Raw genomic sequence first — 25,331 nt, forward strand, 5'->3', positions numbered from 1 at the left:
GGCAGCTCGCCAGTCACGCCACTGCAGTGGTGGCATGACTTAAACCAAACAGCCTCCACGAATCCCGGGGCGATTCAATCCACTCATGAAGTCGGATCCACGATCAGGACAGATAACGGCTGGAATGCAGCCTATAGGCCATTGATTGTCAGAAACTTCTATGCCCAATCTCGAGAAGCGTTTTTCGCGAGAGGTAAATGCAATTAAGAGCGTATTGCGAACTTCCTCGTACGAAGGCGCGCGCAAAGAGATGTACGCTGAGACGACAAATCTACTCCACCGGTCAATTAGGAAGTAAATGGTTGGTTTGCCTACCACTACAGGATTTTTTTCGCTGGAGACTAGGTAGAGTCGCCCTCCGGTAGAATCGATCTCATATATTTCACCTGGACCTGCCGAAACTAGCGAGTTGGTGTTGGCAGGGTCACGACGAAGCCTGCGCTCATTTCGTGCTAAGTCTTCCGTAAGCTGCAACTCACCATTTATGTAGTAGCAAAACTGGCGATAGGTTACTGGCTCTGATATCTGTTTTTTTATGTACTGGCGATAAGTATCAGGGTGGCTCTTCTGGAAAAAAGTGCTTAAGTAGGTTTCGTGCGCAGTGGTCTTATTTGTTGGCCCCTTTCTGAGCAATTGCTTATAGCATCTGAGCATGTCGTCGACATCATCCGGAGTGACAACAAAATTGTTAGGACCTAGTTCATCGCTCAGAATAGTTTTCCGGCCGCGGCGATTATTGGCCTTATCCGGAATTTCGCCATTTGCATGGTCTTTTTCACCTGACTCTTCACGACCCCTCGTGGTGCGCTTGGGGCCGCGAGGCAGTGCAACCAGTGCTATTTTTGTGCTGCCGAAGTAGTAGTAACGAAGGATGAGACGGTGCAGCGTCTTTTCCGCAACGTCTATGCTTAAAGCTCTCTCTCGAATTAAGGCGGTAAAGTGATGTCTCGATAGGTTCGTCCTATTTTCAAATGCTTGTATTACAGGCGCGATCTGGACCCATGCTGATTGAATTTTTCCTGCCTGAGAACTACCGCTTTCGGCTGGCACGGAGAGCTGTTGTGGAAGTACTATGCGACCCCATTTCGATGTAGGTGAGGTGAGCGCGCTAAGTTGATTCCAAGAATAGAAAATCGGTCGTTTGGCATACCTGGCTTCTTCGGGTGTGCCCACCCACATCGCATATACCCCATCCTCAAAAATATGAGTTAGGCGAAGATACCGACCTGGTCGTTCGGAGTCATGCAGTGCCAAGCCTACATGAAGGGTTGGCTGATTGGGTAGCGCACGAAAATCAGTCATCGCTTCTTCTGATTCAAAAACAGTGGTCGATTGAGCGCCAACGGATGACCAAGCGAGATATCTATTTGACCTGACCAAGCACAGTACCGAAACATGTCCAGCACCTGCGAATTGGGGAGTCGAAGAGTCTTGGTGAGCCTTGCCACTAACTCACTGAGCAACTCGTTGCTTTTGTAGAAGCTCTCGAAAGCAAGTAAGAAGCGTGGATCAAGTTGTGTTTCCGGATTGAAACGATGGCGAAACCACCCACGCATGAAGCGCAGGATTTCAAGTAGTGTCTTATTGAAGCGCGACGTATCTACCAAAGTCCAAGGTATGCCTCGTTCTTGACACCATCTGTGCTCCACCTCTAAACGCAATCTCTTTGACGGATCGGCCGCATCTTCAGAAGTCTTAACGCTCGCTGCACGGTAGCTCTTTCCGTCCGCCGTCAGTTCCGTGATCAGAAAGTCGATCGTGAAGGGCTCCGGCAACCCTCTCTTATATATGTGTCGAACCTCAAGTTCCGTACAGAGCTCTAGAGTCCTATCCAAATCCAAGATAGGCCATTGCTCTCGAATGTCCACCACACTCTCACGACGTTCCATAAGGTACAGATAGGTGGCCTCCAGATCGGAAAGACCTTGATGCGGGCGACCCGTAACGATGCCATGCCCACCCAACGAAGTGCCGCGTGAAGGAACGTCGCGTATGTAAAGCCAAGGCAGGTACTCGGCGCCCTGGAGCAGGCCTCGTCCCCTCTTGACGCGTGCTCTTAAATGGCTGGGGTAGAGGAGGGGGTCTGGTTTCCAATGCACGCGTCCATTCTGAGGGAATCACCAAAAAAGTCCATAAAAATTGTTTAAAAAGTCCAAAACATTAGTCGAATAAGGTTCATAACCTGACTGATCGATTTGCTATCTGCTGCTCGGGTTGTGAAGTCTCTCAGGTCAGCGTCTACACCAGTGCGATTGATGCTTGACGGTTGTTAACGCAGCTCAAGGATTGCACCGCGCGCAGTGGCGCGGATCTGCCAGTGCCCGTGTGGCCTTGTTGATCCTGGATTGGTATTCGCAGCGTGGGCATGACCAGACCTCTGCGCGGCAGGACGCTGTAGGCAGTCCGCACGCAGAGCAGGCCAGCCCTGGTACACGCTCGGCAATCCAGTAGCCAGGGGCGTCGCATGTGGGGCAGCAGGACTGCAGCCGCTGAAGCAAATCCTGTGCAGCTTCCTCGATGAGGTGCATGCGGGTGGGGTTGGCAAAGGCCCTCAGGTCCGTCTCCACAAAGACCTGGCGGTTGCTGGCCTGGGCTTGGCAGGCGTCAAAGCAGCGCCGCAGCCGGTCCCAGTCCGCGATGCCTTTGTGCATGCGGGTGTCGTTCTGGCTCTCCGGGCGCAGCACCAGCCGGTGCTGCGGGAGGCCCTCGCGCTGCGCAAATGCCTCCACGGCACTCCAGTCATCGCTCAGCAGGTGCCCGCTGCGCGCAGGCCCTTGTGCCATGCCGACGACTTCGATGCCCATGCGGTCGTCCAGCCAGGCGATCAGCTCCACGTTCCAGGGCACCATTCCTGTGAACGGATCGGGACCAAAGCTGCCCTCGCTGGCCAGGCCGGCATCGAGGCCGGAGAGCTCCATGCCCTTGCGGGCTTTGCGCCGTGCTGCATCCAGTTGCGAGCCCGCACGTGCCGTTTCGCGGGTGAAGGTGCCCAGCAGGTCGGTATCGAACCCGCCGACATGTTCAATCGTGCAACCCAGACCCGGCTCCAGCGCGGGCGCGATGACCCCCTCCTTGCCATGCTGGGTCAGCAAGGCGATGCGGCGGTCTGCATAGGGGCGTGCACTGGGGTGCATCACCAGTTCTCCGTGTGCAGCGGCTCCCAGAGACCCTGGTCATACCGCATCAGGTCGGTGCCTTCCCACCGCCAGAGGTGCAGCCACCCGTGGTCCACCAGTTGCTTGACGACGGCATGTTGATTTATCACTGCGTTGATGGACCGGCGAGGCGCATCAATCACCACGGTCAACCTCAGCGGTTCGTGGGCCCAGCGCTTCCCGTCGTGCACCGACTGCTGCGACAGGCCGATGCGCAGATCGCCGCCGTTGCCTTCAAAGACGCCGATGTTTCCGCCCACCACGTTGTGCAGCACTTTGTTGCCGCTCCCCAGGCGTGTGGGGTCGCAGGTGGATGCGTGGTACTGCCAGTTGATCCAGTGGGTGACCAGCATGGGCGCGGTCATGAGCGCCTCCAGCAGGCTGCCGTCGGGGTCTCTCTGGGCGTCATAGTCGTGCAGAAAGCTGCGTCCTTGTAGCGCAGCGCCCAGCGTCCTGTGCCGGGGTGCGATGACGAAGGCTGCGTTGCCCGCCAGGCCCCATTCCGGGCGCGTCTGGGCGCCATCGTTGGCGCGCCTTCGCAATTGCTTCAGCAAATCGTCGTGCGGTGTCCGTGGGTCGATGTGCAGGTGCGGTGCTCGTTCTCTGCGGACCTGGTCACTGGCATGGTGTAGCACCGGCTGCAGGCTGTCCCACCGTTGGCGAGCGGCTGGGGGCAGCAGGTCCAGGTCAAAGCCCTCGATCTCATCGGTTGTGGTGTTGTGCAGGGCCGCCACGAAGGTTGTGGACTCCGGAATGGCGATGCCTTGTTCCGCCAGGCCCGTTCGCACGGCAGGTTCGTTCAGCAGTTGCGCCAGGCTGCGGGCACTGACTTCGCCGGTCTGGCCGCAGCATGCGCCGCAATCCAGCGCTGCCGCATGGGCGTTGTTGGCCGACTGGCTGCCATGCCCTACCAGCAGTACCAGGGGCGCCAGATAACCGTCTAGCCCCATGGAGCGCAGCACCCGCGCTGCCAGCGACACCTTGGCGCCGATGTCCAGCCCCGTGAGCTGGGGCCGGCACAGGGGGCGATAGCGCGCAGGCAGGCCTTCCAGTGCATCGTTGGCCCTGGCTTGCCGGGAGGGCCGCAGCCATTGGCCCAGCTTGCCCGCATAGCCCACGCCCGCCGCCTCAACGAACGAGAACGCCGCACCCGGCCAGCGGCTGGCGGACAGCCATTGGTCGACCAGCGCAAAGCGCCTGGAGCGTGCGTTGGTCGCTGCTGCTTGCAGCGTCGCATCGGTCTTCAACGCGCCCGCAGTGGATGGCACGATGCAGTCAGTGGCTTCTACTGCGGGTGCCAACAGGCCCGGCAGGTGGGGCGTGCGAGCGCTGGTGCCCAGCGGTGTGTAGGCGAGGGGCAGGCCGAAAAATCCCGCGAACCCGATGGTCTGTACGGCGGGCCAAATGGCCTCCACGGACCTCCGCAGTGGCTCGCTGCGCACATCAATACAAAAGGCGGCTTGCACCTCAATCTCGTGCTGGTTGGGCGGGGCACTGCCGGCACCGAGCAGCCGCTGAGCCAGTTGGCGCTGGTAGCCGACTTCCAGAGCTACTTGCCACACTTCGTCGACCAGCAGAGCCTGCTCTGCCCGTTGCAACAAAGCTGGGGCCTGGCCCCATGCCTGTTGCAGCGCCTGGAAGGCATGGGTGCCTGCGGCATCGTCCTTGCAATGCAGCAGAACCGCACCCCATGCCAGCCGGATCGCCAGCAACTCCCGCAGGTGCGGGTCGGTCGTCTGGTTCAGGTGGGCCTGCCAGCCTAGATAGGCGCACCACGAAGCCCAGCCATTCACCGTCAGCAGCACCGACTCCAGATAGTCTGGCCACACCGCCTTGGGAAGGCGCAGCCTGTGCAGCACCCAGCGTTCGGCGTCTTCCCGGGTGGCGGGCAAGGCCTCCAAGGCCTCGGCGAGGTGTGGCAAGCCCATCAGCAGGCCGATGGAGTGGTCGTGCTGCAGAGTCTCGCGCCAGAACGCATAAAGGCCCTCGGACCGCTGGGGCTGCCAGTCGGCCTGTGTCTGGTCGAAATACGCGGCACAAGTCTGGCTCACCTGGTGGGTGATGGCTTGGCGCCAGGACAAGCGGGTGTGGCGGTGGGGGTCGTTGTCCAGCACATCGATCAGCAGCGGCAATTGCTCCACAGGCTGGGTGTTGTGTAGGGCCTGTACGCAGTCTTCGGCCGTCAACCCGCAGGCTTGCGCCTGAGGCACCTGGCGGATCGCCTGATCAAGGTCTTGGGCGCTGATGCGTCCTTCCGTCCACGCTTGCAGTTGCCGATCGCGCCCGGGAAAGACCTGAATGCCGCCCAGCGCTGCCATGCGCGCTGCCACCCGGCGCACCGGCATGCCGATGCGCGCCCAGTGCGGGTTGACTGCAATGGCACGGTCCAGGGGCCAGGCCGGTGCGATGGCCTGGCACGCTTGTGCGCAGGCGGTGTCGATGTCGTTGTGCGAGGCCGGGTGCTGCGCAGCGTGCGCAGGCGCTTGGGCCGCGAGCTCCTCGGTGGGGCATTCGGTCAGTGATTCCATCATGGGGTTCTCCGGGTGCAGTGCGGTTCAGGGGGCGGCTCTTTGCAACGTGGGGCCTGCTACACGGTGCACAGCGTCACGCGGGGCAGGGGGTGTCCAGGCGGTGGGCCAGATGTACAGGGCCAGCCGGGTGTACGCCTCGTCGATGTAGAACCCGGCATAGCTCCACCGGCGCCAGGTCCGCAGCATGTGGGGCTGCCTTTGCAGCAGCGCCAGAAAGAGGTAAAGGCCTGAAAGTCCGATCAGTGCCAGCCACCCCAGCACGTGCGCCGGAGCATCGCGCAAGCCCAGTGGCAGATGGTGGATGGCAACCGCCGCTGCGGTGAGGCCCGCCACCATCATCAGCCCGGTCAGGCTGTGCCAGGCCGCAGTCTTGGCACTGGCTTGGCCCTGAGGCGACCAGAGCAGCGGTGCCCAGGCCAGCCCCAGCACGGCAGACCACCAGGCGGGCCAGGGCGCATCCGTCGCCAAGTTCAGCACCAGCAGCACGGTGGCCGTCGCGGCGACCGGTGCAAGCGCCAGGCTGATCGCAGTGGGGGGTGTTGCGCTGTGCATGGCTTGCAGCCGGGTTTGCCGAACAGCGTTGGATGCCGACAGAAACACATGGGCCTTGTACAGCGAGTGCCCCACAAGGTGCAGCGCAGCCAGCGTGTATAGGCCCAGCCCGCATTCGAGCAGCATGAACCCCATCTGCGCCACGGTGGACCAGGCCAGTCGCACCTTGATGCTGATGCGTGTCAGCATCACTATGCCAGCGAGCACTGCTGTTCCCAGCCCGAAAACGACCAGCACAACGCGGGCAGCGGCTGCGTTTTCAAGCAGAGGGGCAAACCGTATCAGGACGAAACCGCCAAGGTTGACAACGCCTGCGTGCAGCAGAGCAGACACCGGTGTGGGCGCCTCCATCACCTGGATCAGCCAGCCATGCACAGGCAACAAGGCCGTCCGCAAAATCACGCCCAGGGTCAGCAGCACGGCGCTGGTGTGCAACAACGGGGACATGCCCTCGCGCGCGATGTGCGCCCACAGTGCGGACAAAGATCCGCTGCCGACTTCCAGCCAGGCGAGTGCCGCCGCGCTGACCAGCAATACGTCGGCCACCCGGTCAGCAATCTGTTTTTTGTGGGCTGCCAGGCTGGCAAATGCCCGGTCGGGGTAGAAGCACAGCAGGTGTTGTAGTGCGATTCCCACCAGAGCCCAGGCGATGGCCAGGACGATCCAATGGTCTGCCAGCAGCAGGACATGCACGGCAGCCAGCACGCCAGCCAGCGCCGCCATATAGCGCTGCTGGCGATGCTCTCCTTCCAGATACCGTGCAGAAAATCCTGCGATGACGGTACCCAGCAGTTGCACCAAGACCCCCATGCACAAGCCCATCGACGATGCCTTGAGCCAGCCTGGGAGATCAGGATTGCCGATGCCAGCCATGGCAGCGATAGCCGCCATGACAGAACCCGCCAAGGCAGCACCAGACAGGAACAGCATCCAGCGCCACAACGCGGCGACCGAGCCTTTATGGCACAGCGCCAGTGCCATCGCGGCCAGCATGAGCATGCCCGGTACCCATGCGCTGGCCTGGGACAAAACATGAAGAAATGGCATCACTCAACCTCCAGAAACAAGACTGGGGGCGATGATGCTGTGGGGTTACTGTTCTGTAAAATACATTGAAAAGAACAAAATAATATTAAAAATAGAACAATGAGGCTCGATCAACTCAACTTCAACCACCTGTTCTACTTTTGGCGTGTGGCCAAGCTGGGGCACCTCACCCAGGCAGCGCAAGAGCTCCACACGTCCCAGTCCGCGGTGTCTACCCAGATCCGGCAGCTTGAAGAGCGCCTGGGCGAAGAGCTGTTTTTGCGAGAGGGCCGCCGCCTGCTGCTGACCGACACCGGGCAACTGGTGCTGGCATATGCCGAGAACATCTTCGGTCTGGGTCAGGAAATGCTGGGGCGCCTGCAGGGCAGCGCGTCGGGGGTGACCCGGCTGCGCGTGGGCAGTGTGGCAACGTTGTCCCGCAACTACCAGGAAAACTGGATCCGCCCCTTGCTGGCCGACCCGTCCGTGGTTCTGACGCTGGAGTCAGGACTACTGGAGGGGTTGATTACCCGCCTGGTGCAGCACCAGCTGGACGTGGTGCTGGCCAATGAGTCAGTGCCTTCCGACTCCGAGCGCCCCTTGCACTGCCAATTTCTCGGCAGCCAGTCCATCTCGCTGGTCGGCCCTGCCGGCGTGTGGCAATCGCGCTCGTTGCGCATACCTGAAGACCTGGAGGGTATGGAGGTGGCGCTGCCTGGCCCCCGCCATGCACTGCGCGCGCAGTTTGAAGCCCTGTGTGCATCGGCCGGGGTGACGCCCCGATTGCGCGCCGAGGTGGATGACATGGCCATGCTGCGCCTGATCGCCCGTGACAGCGGCTGGCTGACCGTGCTGCCCGAGGTGGTGGTTCAGGACGAGTTGCGCACGGGCATCCTGGTCAAGGTGGGCTACTCCGCCGGGCTGCAGGAGCATTTCTACGCCATCACCACCCGGCATCGGCACCGTATCGAGGTGCTGGAAACCCTGCTGGAACGTTCGTCGGGCCGCATGGGGCCGTCCTGACAGACCCAGCTGGGATTCGTCAAAAGATTGCCCCATGAAAAAGCCCCGCAATGGGGGCTCGTTCATGGGCGATGCAATGTGATGCGGGTGCGCCGATGACGCCTTCGCGCCGCCGCAGGGGATGCGCCTGGCGGTGGCGTCCGAAACGCCCGCATCGGCTTGCATTACATGGCGTTGCCGATTTCGCCGTGGGAGATCTGGCCCGTGCGAACGGCTTCTGCGGCCTGGGCGCGCACGGCAGCGCGGTCGGCGGTGGATTGGTAGGTGGCAACGCGCGAGCCAGCAGGTTCCATGCTGTGTGTTTTGGCTTCTACCACGGCCTCTGCGCGGACTTCGGCGCGGGTGCGCTGGGTTTCGAATTGGGTGGCGAACTGCGAAGCATCGGCTTCATCAGCGTGGGCGCCCAACGAGGCGAAAGCGGCAACAGCAGCGATGGAGAGGAAGCGTACGGTCTTGTTCATGATGCAAATCCTTGAATAAAAAAGCGTCTCAAAAAAAGCCGGCGTGAAGTGCACAAAGTGCTTACGAAAAATGACTTCACTCCGGGTTCGGTGAGTCGCCTGACGGGTTCGGCTCATCGATGGGATGAACTGTACGCCGATGGTGTTCAATTAAAAACCACTGAGTTTTTAATTGACTATTCTGGTATTCGAAATAATTGGACTGAGATCTGAATGCACTGAGCGGCGATCTCTGCATGCCTTGCGGCAGCCGTGGCGGGTCAGTGCTTGCTGCGCGCCTTGCGTGCTGGGCGGGGGGCGGGGGTGGGAGGCTTGTGGCTCGCCTGATCCAGCCACAGCAACGTGTCCATGTGCGCCATGAAGTGGCGCAGATAGTCCGGAGACAGGGTGCGCATCAGGCTGAGGGAGCGCAGCACCAGTTTGTGCGCGTTGAGGGGGCCCGCATTCTCCGGCCCTCGGTGCAGGGCCTGTACCACCTGCTGCTCTGCCGCGATGTGGGACCAGGCCTTGCTGAACTGGTGCACGCTTTTGAGCGCGGGCAATGGAGCGCTGTCCACCGCAAACGGGTCTCCCGCAGCGGCGCTGTGCCGGGGCATTCCCAAGGACTGATTCAGTTGTGCCAGCGCGGAGTCCGCGTTGGCATGGCGTTCGTGGCGAGTTGATGGCGTGGTGTGGGGCGCCTTCCGGGGGTAGCTCGCCAGCGCGGCTTCCAGCTTGTGCGCCAGCAGCCGCTGCACGGCGGCCGGCTGGCCGGGCAGGCGGCGTGCCAGCACTTCCAGATAGTGGAAGCGCGCGGGGTCGTGATGGTGCGCGCCTGCTGCGCGCAAGGCCTCCAGGCGGGGATCGGTCATGGGGCTCGGGGGGGCTCGGCCGGCCGTTGAGGCGCAGCCTTGGGGACGGGCGCCATCTCCACGCGGCGGTTTTGTGCACGGCCTTTTTCGTCACTGTTGTCAGCCACGGGTTGTTCTGCACCAAAGGCCGCCGCGAACACCTGGGACGACGGCATGCCTTCGTCAATCAGCGCCCGGGTCACGGTGAGTGCACGCTGGGCTGACAGCTCCAGGTTGTCCGCAAAACGTTTCTGGCTGCCGCGCAGCAGCGCGGTGTTGTCGGTGAAGCCGCTGACCATGAGCATTTCATCGCGCTCGCGCAAGTAGACGCCTAACGGCTGGACCAGGCTTTTGAGCAGCTGCCGCCCCTCTGTACGCAGTTCGTCCGAGCCGGTGGCAAACAACACGCTGCCGCTGATGCCAATGCGCCCGTTGTTCACCGTCACGCGCCCGCTGGCCAGCGGAATGGCCAGGGCCTTTTCGAGCGCCATGCGCCGCTGCTCTTCCATCTGGCGCTTTTGCACTTCCTGCTGCAGGCTGGCCACCAGATCAATCTGCACCACCAGCACGCCCACCAGGATCAGCACAAACGCACCCAGCAGTCCCGCCATCAGATCGCCGAAGACAGCCCATACCGGAGCTGTCTGGTCGGTGGCATCGTCCAGGGTGTCATCCATGCCGGTCACGCGGGCACCCCTTGTTCTGCCGTGGCCCTGCCATGCAGCCGGCGCAGGTCTTCCACGATGCCTTGTTGTGCGCTGATGCTCAGGTCAATCACCTCGCGAGCCTGCGCCACGTAGTAGGCCAGCTGTTCGTCGCTGCGGCCCATGGACTCGCGAAGGGCGCCCTCCATACCGTGCAGGCTCTCCATGAGCTTGTCGTTGCTGGCGCTGAACAGGCCCACGCCGTGGTGAAAGGATTCGCCCAGGCTGGACAACTCGATGGCACTGGCCGCCACCTGTGCCGCCACTTCGTCCACCTTGCCCGCCTGCGCGCCCAGGGCCTGGGCAAATTGCTGGCCGGCTTGTTCCAGCACCTGGGCGGCGGAACCCACAAGGGCATCGATGGCTGTGCGTTGCTGAGCGGCGGCTTCGTTCACGGATTGCAGCAGGGTGCCCAGTTGCTGTGTCATGGCCGTGCGCTCAGCCAATGCTAGGTTGTCGCGTTCGCCCAGGCGTGTCATTTCCTGTCGCAGCTGAATGATGACTTCGGCCGCAGCCTGCGGCACATCGGAGGCGGTCTGCAGCAGGCGCGTGAGTGGCGCTTCCAGCGCAGCGCCCAGGGTGGCCAGGTGCTCTGCCACGGCGGCTTGCAGGGTATCCAGGCGGTCCACGGCCGCCTGTCCGCGTGTGGCTTCGGCATCGCGCAGGGCGACCAGTTCATCGCGCCACACCTGGGTCAGTGCCTCCATGCGTTGGCCCTGGGCTTGCACCCACTGGGCTTCGGTGTCGATGCGCGTGCGCAGCAACGCGTCGGATTGCTCCATCAGCGCAGTGGTGCTGCTCAACGTGCGTTCCACCTGGGCGTTCAGTCGCTGGCTCACCTGCGTGGCGGTGTCTTCCAGGGCTTGCACCATGGAGCGCTGTTGTTCCACGGTCTGTGTGGCTGCGCGCTGCCATTCAGCGCTGAGCGTGTGAGCCAGGCCCTCCATGGACTGGCTCCAGCCTGTCAGCCGCTGCGCGTCAGCCTCTCGTTGCGCCTGGTGGGCCTCGGCCACGGTGCGTTGCAATGCAGCCAGTAATGCGCTGGAGCGTTCTTCAAAGGCGTTGTTCGCAGACTGAAGGCGGTGCTCGATCTGCTGGGCAGCACTTGCCAGTGCAGCGCCGGTTGCCTGTTGCTGTGCGGCGGTCTGTGTCCCTAGGCTTTGCCATTCGGCGCTGAGCTTCTGGGCCATCTCGTGCATGGATTGCGTCCAGCCTGCCAGCCGCTGTTCGTCAGCGGTTCGTTGTGCACCGTGGGCTTCGGCCACCGTTGCTTGTAGCGTGGTGACCAGGGCTTGAGCCTGTTGTGCAAATGCCAGGGTGGTCGCTTGCAGTTGCTGGTCCATCTGCTGTGCGGAGCGCTCCAGGGCCTGGCCCACCTCCTGCTGTTGGGTCAGCGTGTGGGTGCCCATGCGCTGCCATTCTGCGGCCAGGTTGCGGGCCATGTCTTGCATGGAGTGCCCCCAGCCTTGCAGTCGCCGCTGGTCGAACTCGGCCTGGGCGGCCTGTTGCTGTGCCGCCGAAGCGTGCAGCGAGTCCACCAGGGTTGTCGAGCGTTCGTCGAAAGCCTGCGTGAGCTGTTGCAACGCCCCTTCAAACCGGGTTGCCAGTGCGCCCTGTGCGTGCGCCTGCTGATCGAGCGCCTGGGTCCATGTGTCGCCCACCTTGCGCGCCGTGCCCTCCCATTGGGCACTGAGGGCTTGCAGCTGGTTGCCGGTCTGCTCTCGCAGCCGCTCGTGGGTGCGCTGGGACTCTTGTGCCAGCGTCGCCATGGCCTGCTCCACCACCGGGCGCAGAGCGGCAGTGGCTTGCTGGGCACTGGTGCTCAGACTGTCTTGCAGCGATGTGCCCACGGCCTGCGCCAATCGGGTGTATGCAGCAGAGGCCTCGTTGTGAAAGCCCTGCTGTTGCGCCAGAAGTTGGTCGTTGAGCTGGCTGTGGCGGCGCTCCAGCCCGTCCATCATGGCTTGCAGGCGGTCGGCAATCAGTGGCAGGGCCTGGGCCTGCGCTTGCAGGGCCAGCAAGGTGTCCTCGCGTCGTTGGACCGACGAGAACGCACGGAACAGCGTGGGTATGCGTGCATCCAGCTGGCGTACTGCCTGCAGACGTTCTCTGCGGCTCAGGGCCGACAACAACCCCAGCGCAGCGGATGTGGCGACACCCGCGACGGACGTGCCGAATGACAGGCCCAGCCCCTTGATGGGCGCGGCCAGCGCGTTGCGAATGGACTCCAGGTTGCCTGAGGCCTCCAGGGCGAACACGGCACCGTGGAATGTCACTACCATGCCTAAAAACGTCCCGAGCATGCCCAGCATGACCAGTAGTCCCACCAAGTAGGGCGTGAGCGCGGGGCCGGGCAAGGCGACTCGTTCGCCTTCGATGCGTTGGCGAACTGGGTGACGCAGGGCGGGGTTCAGGCGTTCCAGCCAGGCGTCCAGTGCGGGGGGCTCGGTGTGTGCCTCCAGTGCAAGAGCCAGCGAAGCGGTGGCAGCGCGATAGCGCATCAGCTCCCAGGCCCCCAGCAGGTAGGTGACGGCGATCACTACCGTCATCACCAGCGCCAACGGGCTTGTGCCCATAAAACCCCAGCCCACCCAGCCTACGGCCGCCAGGCCTGCAGCGAAGATGGCTGCCATCACACTCTTGTTCATTCTTGTTGTCCTGTTGTGTCGTTCTGGGCTGCTTCCAGCAGCCCTGTGATCGGTTCCACGCGCGCTTGCAGCTCTGCCATCAGCAGGGCCTGCATGTCGCGCTCAAAGGCCCACAGCCAGCCACCAGCCTGTCGCCAGCGCGCCGGCTCATCTGCCAGCGCCTGTGCCATCAGCCTGTGCTGGTGTTGTCGTTGGCGGTGTGCCAGACGGCGCTCCAGGTGCGCAGGAAGCAAGGCCCACAGCCGCTGTTCGCGCGATGCCAGCATGCGCTCCATGACTGCGTCCAGCGCTGCGATTTGGCGCAATGTGGCGGTGCCTTGTGCGATGGCCTGGCGCACCTGCGCCCTCAGGGTCTGCAATCGCAGGTCCATTTGCTTTTGCAGGTCCAGATAGCGCGGTGCATGTGTGGCGAAATCTGTATCCAGCATCGGGTCGGGCAGCTCCACGGGCGTGTTGTCAGCCCGGGCCCGCAGCGGCTTGGGCGCTGCTGGCTTGGTGGTCATCAGCGCTTCGAGATCTGCACGGGTCTGCTGTACAAGTCCGGTCAAAGCGGCCACGTTCAGAGCCAACGCTGGGCGTTGTGCCGCAGCCGCCTGCGATGGCAGGGACTCGATCGCGTGCAGCGCCCGGCTGAGCTGGACAGCATCCACGGTGCCCAGCCATTGGCTCAGCTGCTCCGCCACGTCGGGTGGCTTGGGTGCTGATACGGGATGTGCCGCTCGCTCGCTGGCCTCCCGCGTCCATTGCTGGAGCAGGACCACAAGAGGTGCGCTGTTGAGTCGGTGGTGTTGGGTCATCCCGTGGAGGCCATGCACTGGGTGGGCATCGCCGCGCTGGGTTGTCCGGCGGCGCATGCAAGGGGGAACGGGTCCCCCGTAGGCAAAGCCCGCTATTTTCGCAGGAACGAAAGACCGGTCCGTTGGTCAGCGCCCGGCGTTGCAGCTGTTACACATGAGAAGCGTGCGGAACGGCTGCCCACAAGGGCCCCATCTATTGCTAATTGGGTGAGGCTCAACAGGATTTCGCGTCTCACATAGGTCATTTGGGTTGACCGCAGTCGCCAACGCCGAAATTTCAAGCCAAAAAGACGCCGGGGGCATCTAGCCGGTGCGATTCACGCTCCAGCCTCAGTACGTCTCCAGATGCAGTCGCCCTTCGAGCTGAAGCGTCCCACCCAGGGCGTCCCAGCTCAGCCCCGCCTCCTGGGCGATGTCACGCAGCGCCATCACCACGCCTTCTTCCATGCCCTTGAGGCCGCAGACGTAGAAGTGGCTGTTGTCATCGCGCAGCAGGGCCAGCAGGTCGGCGGCGCGCTCACGCATCAGGTCTTGCACATAGCGCTTAGGCTGCCCGGGCGTGCGGGAGAAAGCCAGGTTGATGTCGATGAAATCCTTGGGCAGGCTTTGTAGGGGGCCGAAGTAGGGCAGTTCCTGCTCCGTGCGTGCGCCGAAGAACAGCAGGAGCTTGCCGCCCTCAAACTTGCCGCTGTTGCGTAGCCTGCGTCGCCACTCGGTCATGGCGCGCATGGGAGCGCTGCCGGTGCCGGTGCAGATCATCACGATGTGCGATCGCGGGTGGTTGGGCGTGAGGAAGCTGCTGCCGAACGGCCCCACCACCTGCACCTTGTCGCCCACCTTCAGATCGCAAACGAAGTTGGAGGCAACGCCTCGCACAGGGTTGCCATCGTGGTCCACGGTCACGCGCTTCACGGTCAGCGCCAAGTTGTTGTAGCCGGGGCGTTCGCCGTTGCGCGGGCTGGCCACCGAGTATTGGCGCGCGTGATGGGGTTTGCCCAGCGCATCGGCGCCCGGCGGGATGATGCCAATCGATTGCCCTTCCAGCACGGGGAACGGCATGCTGCCGAAATCGAGCACCACATGGTGGGTCTCGCTCTCAAAACCCGCCTCGGTGCAATTGAAGTTGCCGACCACGGTGGCTGTGGTCGGGTTTTTGGGCGGAAAAAGATTGGTGTAGGGATGGGCTGCAGACCAGGGCGGTACCGTGGCTCCGTACTGGGCGGAGCGAAACACCTGCGTGCCCGGCTCAGCAGGCGCTTCGGGGGCTTGCTGCAGCGCCGCCACCTCTGTGGCGGGCTCTCCGCCTGCTGCGACCAGTTCATGGGGGGCAAGCTCGCCCGGCAGTTCTTCCCAGCTGAACTGTTCCTCAACGGTGTAGGCGCGGGCTACTGGCACCGCACGCCAGTTATCGATGGAACCCGTGGGGCAGGGCGAGATGCAGGCCATGCAGCCGTTGCACACATCGGCTCGCACCACGTAGTTATTGTCGTCGTGCGTGATCGCGTTGACCGGACAGGTGGCCTCGCAGGTGTTGCAGCGAATGCAGATCTCCGGGTCGATCAGATGCTGCTTCAGGATGCCGTTGTCGATCAGCGTGTGGGTGTCCATATTCATTCTTCTAGCAATATCCGGCTACCAGTGCTGGGACCTTGCATACAGTGGAGGCATTCGGTGTGCGACAACGCAGAGCCCGCTTCGCCGTGCCGCTCGTGCCATCTTGCCAAGGGCGAATGCGGCACGGGCAACTCAGCGGCGATCAATTAAAACGCACGTACTCAAAATCCACCGGCTGGCGGTTGATGCCCATGACGGGGGGCGCGATCCAGCCAGCGAACTTGCCCGGCTCGACCACACGGCCCATCAACGACGCCACAAACGCGAAGTCTTCCGGCGTGGGCAGCCACTCGGCCTTGCGTGCGGTCCATTCTGCCTCGCTCACCACGCGGCCGTCGGGCGACATCTTGATGCCCGCCAGCGCGCCGATCTGGCGATTGAAGGCTTTGTGGGGGACCACCAGACGGGTGGGGACGCCCGCCTTCTCCAGCACCTTGTTCCAACGGCCCACGCCCGCCATGGAGTCCTTGATGAAGTCGTCGCGCAGCACTTCGTTCAGCGCGTTGAGCATGGACACTTCTTTTTCCAGCAGCTGTCCGTCCTTGACCTCCAGCACCTTGTACGTCTGGCCCTTGAGCACATGATCGTCCGTGCGTTTTCCTTCTTCGTAGCGACCCTTGAGGCCCGAGCTGTAGAACGTGGCGGCGTTGCTGGACTGGTCAGCGCCGAACAGGTCGATGGTCACGCTGTAGTGGAAGTTGAGGTAGCGCTGGATGGTGGGCAGGTCGATGGCGCCAGCCGCACGCACCTTGGCAGGGTCGTCGGTCTTGAGGTCGTTCATCACCTGTGCGGTGCGCGACAGCACGCGCGAGATGCCGCTTTCGCCCACAAACATGTGGTGGGCCTCTTCGGTCAGCATGAACTTGGTGGTACGCGCCAGCGGGTCAAAAGCGCTCTCTGCCAGGGCCGAGAGCTGGAACTTGCCGTCACGGTCGGTGAAGTAGGTGAACATGAAAAACGCCAGCCAATCCGGCGTCTTTTCATTGAACGCGCCCAGGATGCGCGGGTTGTTCTCGTCGCCGGACTGGCGCTGCAGCAGCGCTTCTGCTTCCTCGCGGCCGTCGCGGCCGAAGTGCTTGTGCAGCAGGTACACCATGGCCCACAGGTGGCGGCCCTCTTCCACATTGATCTGGAACAGGTTGCGCAGGTCGTACATGCTGGGCGCTGTCAGGCCCAGGTGGCGCTGCTGCTCGACCGAGGCAGGCTCCGTGTCGCCCTGGGTCACGATGATGCGGCGCAGATTGGCGCGGTGCTCGCCGGGCACGTCCTGCCAGGCTTTTTCGCCCTTGTGGTCGCCAAAGTGGATCTCTCGGTTGTTGTCGCCCGGATTCAAAAAGATGCCCCAGCGGTAGTCGCGCATCTTCACGTGGCCGAACTGGGCCCAGCCGTTCGGGTCCACGCTCACTGCGGTGCGCAGATAGACCTCATGGTTGGTGGAGCCCTCGGGACCCACGTCGTCCCACCAGTTGATGAAGTTGGGCTGCCAGCCTTCTAGCGCGCGCTGCAACGTGCGGTCTTCGCCCAGGTTCACGTTGTTAGGAATCTTCTCGCTGTAGTTGATGGTGCTCATGGGGTGCTCCTCTGGATGGAAATCGAATGCAGGGCAGGGGGTCAGACGCGCGTCTGGTCAAACCCGGCCTTCTGGCCGGTGCCGTAAACCTTGAGCGCGCCCTTCTCGCCCACGGCGTTGGGGCGGTTGAAGATCCAGTTCTGCCACGCGGTCAGGCGCCCGAAGATGCGGGTGTTCATGTTCTCCCTGCTGGCAAAGCGCAGGTTGGCTTCCAGGCCGGTCAGTGCATCGGGCGACATGGCGGCGCGTTCTTCAATGGCGATACGGATTTCGTCGGCCCAGTCGATGTCGTCGGGGGCTGCCGTGACCAGGCCCAGCGCCAGTGCGCTGTCTGCGTCCAGCGGCCGGCCCGCGGCAGCCCGGACCGCTTCCAGCGGGCCCGCCTCTTCATAGAAGCGGCGCTGCAAGCGGCTTTGGTCATTCACCATGGGCAGCAGGCCAAAGTTGAATGCGTTCAGGGTGAGCGTTGGGGCCTCCTCTGGCGCGTCGGGCAGGGCCAGCATGTAGGTGCGGTCTGCCGCTAAGGCCAGTTCAGCGAGGGTGCCGGCAAAAGCCGATCCCGTCTCGATCAGCGCGAAGAGGCTGCGTGAGGACACATCCAGACGGGCAAACGTGCGTCGCAGCGCACCGATGGTCTCGCGCACCAGCCAGTGGTCCTGATGCGCGAGCAAGATGGCATCGCTGGCCAGCACCGCCTGCGCATCCCCTTCGGTCTTCAGCAGCCAGGTGCCAATGTCCAGTTCGTTGGTGCGCAGGTTCAGGATGGCGTCGTCCAGCTCGCGGGCCAGTGCCAGTGGCCACCAGGCGGCGCCCGCTGCTTCAATGGCTGCCGTGTCTGCGGGCTGCGCTCCCTCGGGGGCGCGGATACACAGCGTGGCCGTGCGCCGTGCGCGGTCGATGTCCACCGTCACGTGCTGGTAGCGCATGCCGTCGGCATGGTCCTGCCGTTCCACGCGTGGCAGGGCAATGCCTTGTGCGCTGCCGGGGCGGGTGCTGGTCTGTGCATGGGCGGCGGCGCGCTCTTGCACCGTGGCGGCAAATTGTGCGGGCTTGGCGATACGGTCCACCAGGCGCCAGTCCACCGCGCGCTGGCCACGCACACCCTCCACGCTGGTGCAGAAGATGTCGGCCAGATCGTGCCGCACGTGGCGCTTGTCCGTGACACGTGTCAGCCCACCGGTGCCGGGCAACACGCCCAGCAAAGGCACTTCGGGCAGCGACACGGCAGACGACCGGTCATCGACCAGGATGATTTCATCGCACGCCAGTGCCAGCTCATAGCCGCCGCCTGCGCAGGCGCCATTCACCGCCGCAATGAACTTGAGGCCCGAGTGTTTGGAGGAGTCTTCAATGCCGTTGCGCGTCTCGTTGGTGAACTTGCAGAAGTTGACCTTCCAGGCATGGCTGGACACACCCAGCATGAAGATGTTGGCGCCCGAGCAAAAGATACGGTCCTTGCCACTGGTGACGATGACGCTGCGCACGTTGGGGTGCTCGAAGCGGATGCGGTTGAGCGCGTCATGCAGCTCAATGTCCACCCCCAGGTCGTAGCTGTTGAGCTTGAGCTTGTAGCCAGGACGGATCCCGCCGTCCTCTGCAATGTCGAGGGACAGCCGCGCAATGGAACCCTCGACCGACAAGGTCCAGTGGCGGTACTGCGTGGGATCAGTGCGGTAGTCAACGCGTTCGGGAACGTGGGTGAGGTCTGCCATGAGGTCTCCGTGGAGAATTAATGCAATATAGTGCTTGTATTTCGCTGTTGATGTGCATCATCATGCATGTCTTTCGGTGTGTCAATGCATTTTTTTGCCGATGGCATTCGGGTAGACGGGCAGCGCTGCTGAGGGCTGCGCAGGGGTCGATTGGGAGGGGGCGAGCTGCACAGGCCGCCGTGGTGGCGGGCGCTGTGCTGTGCCGGGATGGGCGTGGGTGCTGCGGCGCCGATGTCCGGGCTGCAGCCGTTCAGACCGGGTGCAGGTTTTTACGCCACGCGGGCCATGGCCTTGCGCACGCTGGCACTCAAGGTCTGCAGGCTCTGCTCGGGGGTCTGGCCGGAGGTATCCACCGTGATTTCGGCCTTGGAATAGAAAGCAGCGCGCCCGTCCAGGATGCGCTTGAGGTCATCCATGGCCTCCTTGCTGGCGGCCATCGGGCGCATGTCGCCCTGTGCCACCACACGCCCCATGTGTTCCTCGGGCGCGGCCCGTAACCACACGGTGGTGCAATGGGCCAGCAGCTCGTTGAAAGTGGCGGGGTCCGACACAATGCCACCCGGCGTGGCAATGACCACCTCGCTGTGGATCTGGATGGTCTCTTCCAACGCCCTGCGCTCGTAGCGGCGGTAGGCGGTGGTGCCGTACAGGTCGTGGATTTCGCGCACGCTGCACCCGGCGAGGGCCTCGATGGCGCGGCTCAGTTCAATGAAAGGAACATCCAGCTCGCGCGCCAGCAGCGGCCCCAGGGTGGATTTGCCCGCCCCCCGCAGACCCACCAGCGCAATACGGCGGTGCCTTGCTGCGTCGTTGTGCCCCCCACTCAGCAGCTCGTGCAACGCCAGGCGGGCACGCCGCAGTTCGGGCTCGCTGCGGTGTTCCAGCAGTTCTCGGATCAGCAGCCATTCGGGCGATTGCGTCGTGAAATCGCCCACGAGCTCCGCCAGCGAGCAGTGCAGCGCATGGGCCACCTGCTGCAGCACAAGGATGGAGGCGTTGCCCGTGCCGTACTCCAGGTTGGCCAGGTGGCGCTCCGACACGTCGGCGGCCACCGCTACCGCCTTGCGGGTCAGGCCCCGCTGTGCACGCAGATTGCGAACGCGCTCGCCCAGCGACACCAGAAGAGGGTTCTTGGGCTCCTCTGCCGATGACTGCGCACCCTCCTGCGCGGAGGCAGGTGCGAGCAGCCCCGCCGTTTCTGTTTCATTCATACCCATCCTTTTCATGGAGCGCCCTGGTCTTCTCAGGGAAAACGCCATTCATGCACTATAGTGCTTGACATGGATCTTTGAGGTAACTATGGTTCATCAATTGGCAAAATACTGCATGTTTTGGATGCGCGCAAGGCGGTGGATCAAAAACGGTGCAGATTGGGCCCCGACTCTAGCTGCACCCACTGCCCATGTCCGACAAAACTGCATTTCACGAAGCCTTGGTTGATGTGACCGCCCAGCTCGCTGGCAAACCCCTGGATGCCGCTCTGGCGCAATGGCTGAACACCGCGCACGGCCCCACCAGTGCGACCTACCAGCGCTTGCGGGAGGCGTGCATTCAGGGCGCACGTGAAGGCTGGCTGTGTGAACGCGAAGGCGGCGGCATCCGCTATGGCCGTGTGTTCAAGCCCGAAGATGCCTTGCACCGTTTTTCTGTGGACGTGGTGGACATGCAAAACATTGCTGGCCCCCACCACACCCACCCGCAGGGCGAAATCGATTTGATCATGCCACTGGAGGGGGAGGCGTTGTTTGACGGCCACCCTGCCGGCTGGTGCGTCTACCCGCCCGGCAGTGCCCACCACCCTTCGGTGGCGCGCGGCAGGGCGCTGGTTTTGTACCTGTTGCCCGAAGGGCAGATCCAGTTCACCCGCTAGGGCTGGCGCCTGCGCTGCTCCCCCCATGGACCCTCTTGCTCTGAAAGAACGACTGCATGACTGAATTGCTCGCCAACCACGTTGCCGGCCGCTGGCAACACGGAACGGGGCCCGGCACTGAGCTGCGCGATCCTGTGCTGGGCGCCGCCCTGGTGCGGGTGGACGCCACGGGGTTGAATCTGCCCGAGGCCTTTGCGTTTGCCCGCGAACAGGGGGGGGCTGCGCTGCGCGCTGCCACCTATCGTGAGCGGGCCGCCATGCTCGGCGCGGTCGCCAAGGTGCTGCAGGCGCACCGCGACAGCTACTACGACATCGCCACCGCCAATTCCGGCACCGTCAAGACGGACTCTGCGGTGGACATCGACGGCGGCATCTTCACGCTCGGCCAATACGCCAAATGGGGTGAGGCGCTGGGCGACGTACGCGTGCTGCGCGACGGGGACGCGGTCAGGCTGGGCAAGGAACCGGTCTTTCAGTCGCAGCACCTGCAGGTGCCGAGGCCAGGGGTGGCGCTGTGCATCAACGCGTTCAACTTTCCAGCTTGGGGCCTGTGGGAAAAAGCCGCGCCCGCCTTGCTTTCGGGCATGCCGGTCATCGTCAAGCCAGGCACATCCACGGCATGGCTGACCCAGCGCATGGTGCAGGACGTGGTGAACGCAGGGGTGTTGCCCGCCGGTGCACTGTCGATCATCGCGGGAAGCTCGGCGGGACTGATGGATGCGCTGCGACCCTTTGATGTGGTGTCGTTCACCGGCTCTGCCGAGACGGCGGGCGTTGTCCGCGCGCATCCGGCGGTGGCGCAGCGCTCGGTGCGCGCCAACATTGAGGCGGACAGCCTCAACGCTGCGCTGCTGATGCCCGACGCGGCGCCGGGCAGTTCGGCCTTTGACCTGCTGGTGCGCGAAGTCGTCCGCGAGATGACCGTCAAGTCAGGCCAGAAGTGCACCGCGATCCGCCGCATCCTGGTCCCCGCTGCGTCGTACGCTGCGGTGGCAGAGGCTGTCAGCGCCCAGCTGGCCAGCGTGGTGGTGGGCAACCCCCGTAACCCGGAAGTGCGCATGGGTTCGCTGGTCAGCCGCGTGCAGTTCGATGGGGTGCAGAAAGGCATTGCCGCCCTGGGGGCCCATACCGACGTTGTGTATGACGGCCGAATGCGGCCGCTGGTCGATGCCGACCCTGCAGTGGCCGCCTGCGTCGGCCCGGTGCTGCTGGGCGCGCGCGATGCCGACAAGGCCTCCATCGTTCATGACGTGGAGGTGTTTGGACCGGTGGCCACCTTGCTGCCCTACAACGACCTGGCCCATGCGCTGGCCCTTGCGCAGCGTGGGCAGGGCTCGCTGGTGACATCGCTATATGGCGCCGACGACAAGGCACTGGCCCAGGCCGCCGTAGCGCTGGCTGCGAGCAATGGCCGTGTGCACGTGGTGACGCCGACCGTGGCCACTGTGCACACGGGCCACGGCAATGTCATGCCCATGTCGCTGCACGGCGGGCCCGGCCGGGCCGGTGGTGGTGCCGAGCTGGGCGGTTTGCGGGCGCTGGACTTTTACCACCAGCGCAGTGCGGTGCAGGCCAGCCCTGAAGTGCTCGCGGCGCTGGGCTGCTGACCCCCGTACCCACATACAACGACAACGCCATCGCGACGGAGACACCCCATGAACAGCCTTCCGGAACAGTTCAATTTTGCAGAGCATCTGTTTGCGCTCAACCGCGCGCGGGGTGACCGCATCGCCTACATCGACGACCAGGGGACCCTGAGCTACAGCGCGCTGGAAGACCGCGCACGGCGCCTGGCGGCAGTGCTGGTCAACGCTGGTGTGCGCAGAGAGGAGCGCGTGCTGCTGCTGATGCTGGACACCAGCGATTGGCCCGTGGCGTTTCTGGGTTGCCTGTACGCGGGTGTGGTGCCTGTGGCGGTCAACACCTTGCTCAAGGCAGACGACTACGCCTATATGCTCACGCACTGCTGCGCGCGGGCAGCGCTGGTCTCCGGTGCGCTATTGCCCGTGCTGAATGAGGCGTTGGCTGCAGCGCCCAACAACGAGGTGGGTGTGTGCGTGGTGTCGCAGCCGCAAGGCATGCTGGGTGCTGGGGCTGTGGACATGCAGGCCGCCATTGCCAACACCCCCGCGCTGAGCGCACCCGCGCGCACTGGACCTGATGAGCCTGGGTTCTGGCTGTATTCCTCGGGCTCCACGGGCAAGCCCAAGGGCACGGTGCACACGCAGGGCAGCCTGTGGTGGACGGCCGAGCTGTATGGCAAGGCGGTGCTGGGCCTGACCGACAAGGATGTGTGCTTTTCAGCCGCCAAGCTCTACTTTGCGTATGGGCTGGGTAACAGCCTGACCTTCCCGTTGTCAGTGGGCGCCACAGTGGTGCTGATGGCCGAGCGACCCACGCCAGACGCCACCTTCGAGCGCTGGACGCGCCACCAGCCCACGGTGTTCTTTGGGGCGCCCACCGGTTTTGCCGGCATGCTGGCCTCGCCCCGCCTGCCTTCCCGAAGTGCGGTGGCGCTGCGCATGTGCTCGTCTGCTGGCGAGGCGCTGCCGGCCGAGATTGCGCAGCGCTTCAAGGACCATTTCGGTTGCGACATCATTGATGGCATTGGCTCGACAGAGATGCTGCACATCTTCCTGTCCAACCGCCCTGGCGATGTGCGCTACGGCACCACGGGCAAACCGGTGCCCGGGTACGAGATATCCCTGCGTGGTGAAGATGGCAGCGAGGTGCTGCAGGGCGAAATTGGCGATCTCTACATCCAGGGCCCCAGTGCAGCTCTGATGTACTGGAACAACCGCGCCAAGACCCGCGAGACGTTCCAGGGCGCGTGGACCAAAAGCGGCGACAAATATGTGCGCGATGCCGAGGGTTACTACACCTACGCCGGGCGCAGCGACGACATGCTCAAGGTCAGCGGCATTTACGTTTCCCCCTTCGAGGTGGAGGCCACGCTGATGCAGCACACCTCCGTGCTGGAGGCGGCCGTGGTCGGCACGCAGGATGCCGATGGCCTGACCAAGACCAAGGCGTTTGTGGTGCTCAAAGATGGGCAGGCGGTCACACCGGATGAACTCAAGGCCTTTGTGAAGGAACGCCTTGCGCCCTACAAGTACCCGCGTCTGATCGAATTCTTGCCCGAGCTGCCCAAGACGGCCACCGGCAAGATCCAGCGCTTTCGGCTGCGCGAACGGGAGCAGCGGGCGTGAGTGCCAACGGCGTTGCACCCAGCCCCGGGGGGCGCACAGAGCATGTGCCAGTGCGCTGGCGCAACCGTATGGTCCATATCGAGTACCAGTGGATAGCCCCCGAGCGCAGCACTGCCCCCTTGGTGGTGTTCCTGCATGAGGGCCTGGGCTCCGTGGCGATGTGGAAGGACTTCCCGCGCCAGCTGTGCGATGCAGGCGGGTTTCGGGGGCTGGTGTTCTCCCGTCCTGCTTATGGTCGGTCCACCCCCCGGGGCGCGGACGAGGTGTGGGGCGTGGACTTCATGCACCAGCAGGCACACGAGGTGGTGCCCGCATTCCTCTATGCACTGGGAGTGCAGGAGGCCCCCTGGCTCTTTGGCCACAGCGATGGCGCATCGATTGCCCTGTTGCTGGCTGCACGCTGGCCGCAGCGTGTGCAAGGGCTGGTGGTGATGGCCCCGCACATCTTTGTGGAAGACGTGACGGTGCAAAACATCGAACGCGCGCGGGACGCTTACGAACAGACCGATCTGCGCCACAAGCTGGCGCGCTACCACGACGATGGGGATTCGGCCTTCTGGGGCTGGAACCGCGTCTGGCTGGACCCGGCGTTCCGTGCGTGGAACATCGAGCCGGAGGTCGCCCTGATCCGCGCCCCCGTGCTGGCCATCCAGGGCTGTGATGACGAGTACGGCACCCTGGCCCAGATCCGGGGCATTGCCCAACGGGTGCCAGGCACCCGGCTGCTGGAATTGCCGGACTGCGCGCACTCTCCGCACCGCGACCAGCCTGGTGCGGTGATGGCCGCTGCGGTCGCCTTCATCCAAGCGCACCACTCGCCCAGATAGCGGCAGATGGTGCAGTAGCGGGCGGTCGCCCATGCACCCAATGACGCCCAAAAAGGAGCTATTCCACCTGGCGCCGCAGGCCTTCCAGGTCAGTCACGGTGATGCCGCCGTATTCGATCTCCAGCAGGCCAGCGGCCTGCAGCCGCTTCAACGCCGCGTTGCAGCGCTGGCGTGATACGCCCGAGAGATTGGCAATTTCTTCTTGCGACACCTGCAAGTGCGTATCGCTCCCCGGGTGCAGCCAGGGGTGGAACAGGCCTGCCAGCGCGCGGGCCACCTGGCTGTCGGTATCGAGCAAATGGTGGGCCGTAAAGTTGCCCAGAAACCAGTGCATGCGTTCGTTGATCTGGCGCAGCAGAAAGTGGTCAAAGCTGCGCTGCGTGGAGTGCAGCCATTCAAAAGTTTCCATCGGCACCAGCGCAACGCGGCTGGGGCGCAGTGCGATCACGTCGGCCGTGCGGGGCGTGCCGCGCAGCAAGGTGCCCTCGCCAAACCAGCTTCCCGCCGACAGTCCGCCGAGCGTGACCGAGCGGCCATCCCCCGAGGTCACGGTCCACTTCAGCAGCCCCTCGATGGCGCCATACCAGTGCACCGGGGTATGGCCGCGCCGGCACAGCTCGCCGCCCTGGGGCACTTCGACCTCGCGCACGTCGTCCATCACCCGCTGCTGGGCGGCGCTATCCAGGGCCGGGAACCAGGCAGAGTGCAGCAGCAGATCGGTGAGGGTAGGGGGCGCCAGTTTGACCAACATGGTGAGAGTGTCTCCTGCGCCACTGTGTGCTGTACAGGCGCGTGCGCGTAT

20 protein-coding genes are annotated in these 25,331 nt (G+C 63.6%); 5 read left to right on the forward strand and 15 right to left on the reverse strand.

All coding sequences use genetic code 11. The features are described 5' to 3' along the window. Positions 1 to 39 precede the first annotated feature (39 nt). The 5 genes from AC1Q64_RS19730 to AC1Q64_RS19750 all read right to left on the reverse strand — a co-directional run bounded on the left by AC1Q64_RS19730 (position 40) and on the right by AC1Q64_RS19750 (position 7,285). Complete coding sequence (locus AC1Q64_RS19730) at positions 40 to 1,302, reverse strand: TnsB C-terminal domain-containing protein (RefSeq protein WP_492252507.1); 1,263 nt, start codon at positions 1,300 to 1,302, stop codon at positions 40 to 42. Beyond that, on the reverse strand, positions 1,299 to 1,889 hold the full coding sequence (locus AC1Q64_RS19735) for a TnsA endonuclease N-terminal domain-containing protein (protein ID WP_082564904.1): 591 nt from the start codon (positions 1,887 to 1,889) through the stop codon (positions 1,299 to 1,301). Before AC1Q64_RS19735 ends, AC1Q64_RS19730 begins: the two co-directional genes overlap by 4 nt. Positions 1,890 to 2,279: 390 nt before the next feature. Further along, entirely contained in the window at positions 2,280 to 3,134 is an 855-nt protein-coding gene (locus tag AC1Q64_RS19740; RefSeq protein WP_492252508.1) for a DUF6671 family protein, read from the reverse strand. After that, positions 3,134 to 5,686 carry a YbcC family protein gene (locus tag AC1Q64_RS19745; RefSeq protein WP_492252509.1) on the reverse strand — a complete coding sequence of 851 codons (2,553 nt, stop codon included), beginning with the start codon at positions 5,684 to 5,686 and terminating at the stop codon, positions 3,134 to 3,136. The genes AC1Q64_RS19740 and AC1Q64_RS19745 overlap by 1 nt, the downstream gene beginning before the upstream one ends. Before the next feature lie 24 nt (positions 5,687 to 5,710). Continuing rightward, on the reverse strand, positions 5,711 to 7,285 hold the full coding sequence (locus tag AC1Q64_RS19750) for an NADH-quinone oxidoreductase subunit L (protein ID WP_492252510.1): 1,575 nt from the start codon (positions 7,283 to 7,285) through the stop codon (positions 5,711 to 5,713). A gap of 99 nt (positions 7,286 to 7,384) precedes the next feature. Here AC1Q64_RS19750 and AC1Q64_RS19755 point away from each other — a divergent pair, with 99 nt between their 5' ends. Next, positions 7,385 to 8,287 (forward strand): LysR family transcriptional regulator, encoded by a 903-nt coding sequence (locus AC1Q64_RS19755; protein WP_492252511.1) that lies wholly within the window; start codon positions 7,385 to 7,387, stop codon positions 8,285 to 8,287. Positions 8,288 to 8,451: 164 nt separating this feature from the next. Here the strand turns inward: AC1Q64_RS19755 and AC1Q64_RS19760 are convergent, their stop codons facing one another. The 9 genes from AC1Q64_RS19760 to AC1Q64_RS19800 form a co-directional block, all read right to left on the reverse strand. After that, entirely contained in the window at positions 8,452 to 8,748 is a 297-nt protein-coding gene (locus tag AC1Q64_RS19760) for a DUF4148 domain-containing protein (RefSeq protein WP_015015694.1), read from the reverse strand. A gap of 260 nt (positions 8,749 to 9,008) precedes the next feature. Further along, complete coding sequence (locus AC1Q64_RS19765) at positions 9,009 to 9,599, reverse strand: DUF2894 domain-containing protein (protein WP_492252512.1); 591 nt, start codon at positions 9,597 to 9,599, stop codon at positions 9,009 to 9,011. Continuing rightward, complete coding sequence (locus AC1Q64_RS19770; protein ID WP_492252513.1) at positions 9,596 to 10,264, reverse strand: OmpA family protein; 669 nt, start codon at positions 10,262 to 10,264, stop codon at positions 9,596 to 9,598. Before AC1Q64_RS19770 ends, AC1Q64_RS19765 begins: the two co-directional genes overlap by 4 nt. Beyond that, entirely contained in the window at positions 10,261 to 12,930 is a 2,670-nt protein-coding gene (locus tag AC1Q64_RS19775; protein ID WP_291436768.1) for a DUF802 domain-containing protein, read from the reverse strand. Before AC1Q64_RS19775 ends, AC1Q64_RS19770 begins: the two co-directional genes overlap by 4 nt. Beyond that, a complete protein-coding gene (locus AC1Q64_RS19780) occupies positions 12,927 to 13,727 on the reverse strand; it encodes a DUF3348 family protein (protein ID WP_492252514.1) in 801 nt (266 codons plus the stop codon). The genes AC1Q64_RS19775 and AC1Q64_RS19780 overlap by 4 nt, the downstream gene beginning before the upstream one ends. A 330-nt stretch (positions 13,728 to 14,057) precedes the next feature. Then, positions 14,058 to 15,335: a benzoyl-CoA 2,3-epoxidase subunit BoxA gene (gene boxA, locus AC1Q64_RS19785; protein WP_492252515.1), complete on the reverse strand. Its 1,278-nt coding sequence runs from the start codon at positions 15,333 to 15,335 to the stop codon at positions 14,058 to 14,060. Positions 15,336 to 15,483: 148 nt separating this feature from the next. Beyond that, positions 15,484 to 16,911, reverse strand: coding sequence for a benzoyl-CoA 2,3-epoxidase subunit BoxB (gene boxB / locus AC1Q64_RS19790; RefSeq protein ID WP_492252516.1), 1,428 nt, complete (start codon positions 16,909 to 16,911; stop codon positions 15,484 to 15,486). A gap of 41 nt (positions 16,912 to 16,952) precedes the next feature. Further along, the gene (gene boxC / locus AC1Q64_RS19795) at positions 16,953 to 18,623 is read right to left on the reverse strand and encodes a 2,3-epoxybenzoyl-CoA dihydrolase (RefSeq protein ID WP_492252517.1); all 1,671 of its coding nucleotides are present in this window, start codon (positions 18,621 to 18,623) and stop codon (positions 16,953 to 16,955) included. Between the two features lie 269 nt (positions 18,624 to 18,892). Further along, a complete protein-coding gene (locus AC1Q64_RS19800) occupies positions 18,893 to 19,834 on the reverse strand; it encodes a helix-turn-helix transcriptional regulator (RefSeq protein WP_056746950.1) in 942 nt (313 codons plus the stop codon). Between the two features lie 191 nt (positions 19,835 to 20,025). Here AC1Q64_RS19800 and AC1Q64_RS19805 point away from each other — a divergent pair, with 191 nt between their 5' ends. The 4 genes from AC1Q64_RS19805 to AC1Q64_RS19820 are packed head-to-tail and all read left to right on the forward strand — an operon-like array spanning position 20,026 to position 24,529. Further along, complete coding sequence (locus AC1Q64_RS19805; RefSeq protein ID WP_492252518.1) at positions 20,026 to 20,493, forward strand: 4-hydroxylaminobenzoate lyase; 468 nt, start codon at positions 20,026 to 20,028, stop codon at positions 20,491 to 20,493. 56 nt (positions 20,494 to 20,549) lie between these two features. Continuing rightward, the gene (locus AC1Q64_RS19810) at positions 20,550 to 22,100 is read left to right on the forward strand and encodes a 3,4-dehydroadipyl-CoA semialdehyde dehydrogenase (RefSeq protein ID WP_492252519.1); all 1,551 of its coding nucleotides are present in this window, start codon (positions 20,550 to 20,552) and stop codon (positions 22,098 to 22,100) included. A gap of 48 nt (positions 22,101 to 22,148) precedes the next feature. Continuing rightward, positions 22,149 to 23,702: a benzoate-CoA ligase family protein gene (locus tag AC1Q64_RS19815; RefSeq protein ID WP_492252520.1), complete on the forward strand. Its 1,554-nt coding sequence runs from the start codon at positions 22,149 to 22,151 to the stop codon at positions 23,700 to 23,702. Then, a complete protein-coding gene (locus AC1Q64_RS19820; protein WP_492252521.1) occupies positions 23,699 to 24,529 on the forward strand; it encodes an alpha/beta fold hydrolase in 831 nt (276 codons plus the stop codon). Before AC1Q64_RS19815 ends, AC1Q64_RS19820 begins: the two co-directional genes overlap by 4 nt. 58 nt (positions 24,530 to 24,587) lie before the next feature. On the opposite strand, the gene AC1Q64_RS19825 is transcribed toward AC1Q64_RS19820, so the two are convergent. Next, positions 24,588 to 25,280, reverse strand: coding sequence for a Crp/Fnr family transcriptional regulator (locus AC1Q64_RS19825; RefSeq protein ID WP_492252522.1), 693 nt, complete (start codon positions 25,278 to 25,280; stop codon positions 24,588 to 24,590). Positions 25,281 to 25,331 lie beyond the last annotated feature (51 nt).

This window comes from Acidovorax sp. GW835-FHT14G06, from assembly GCF_058793595.1.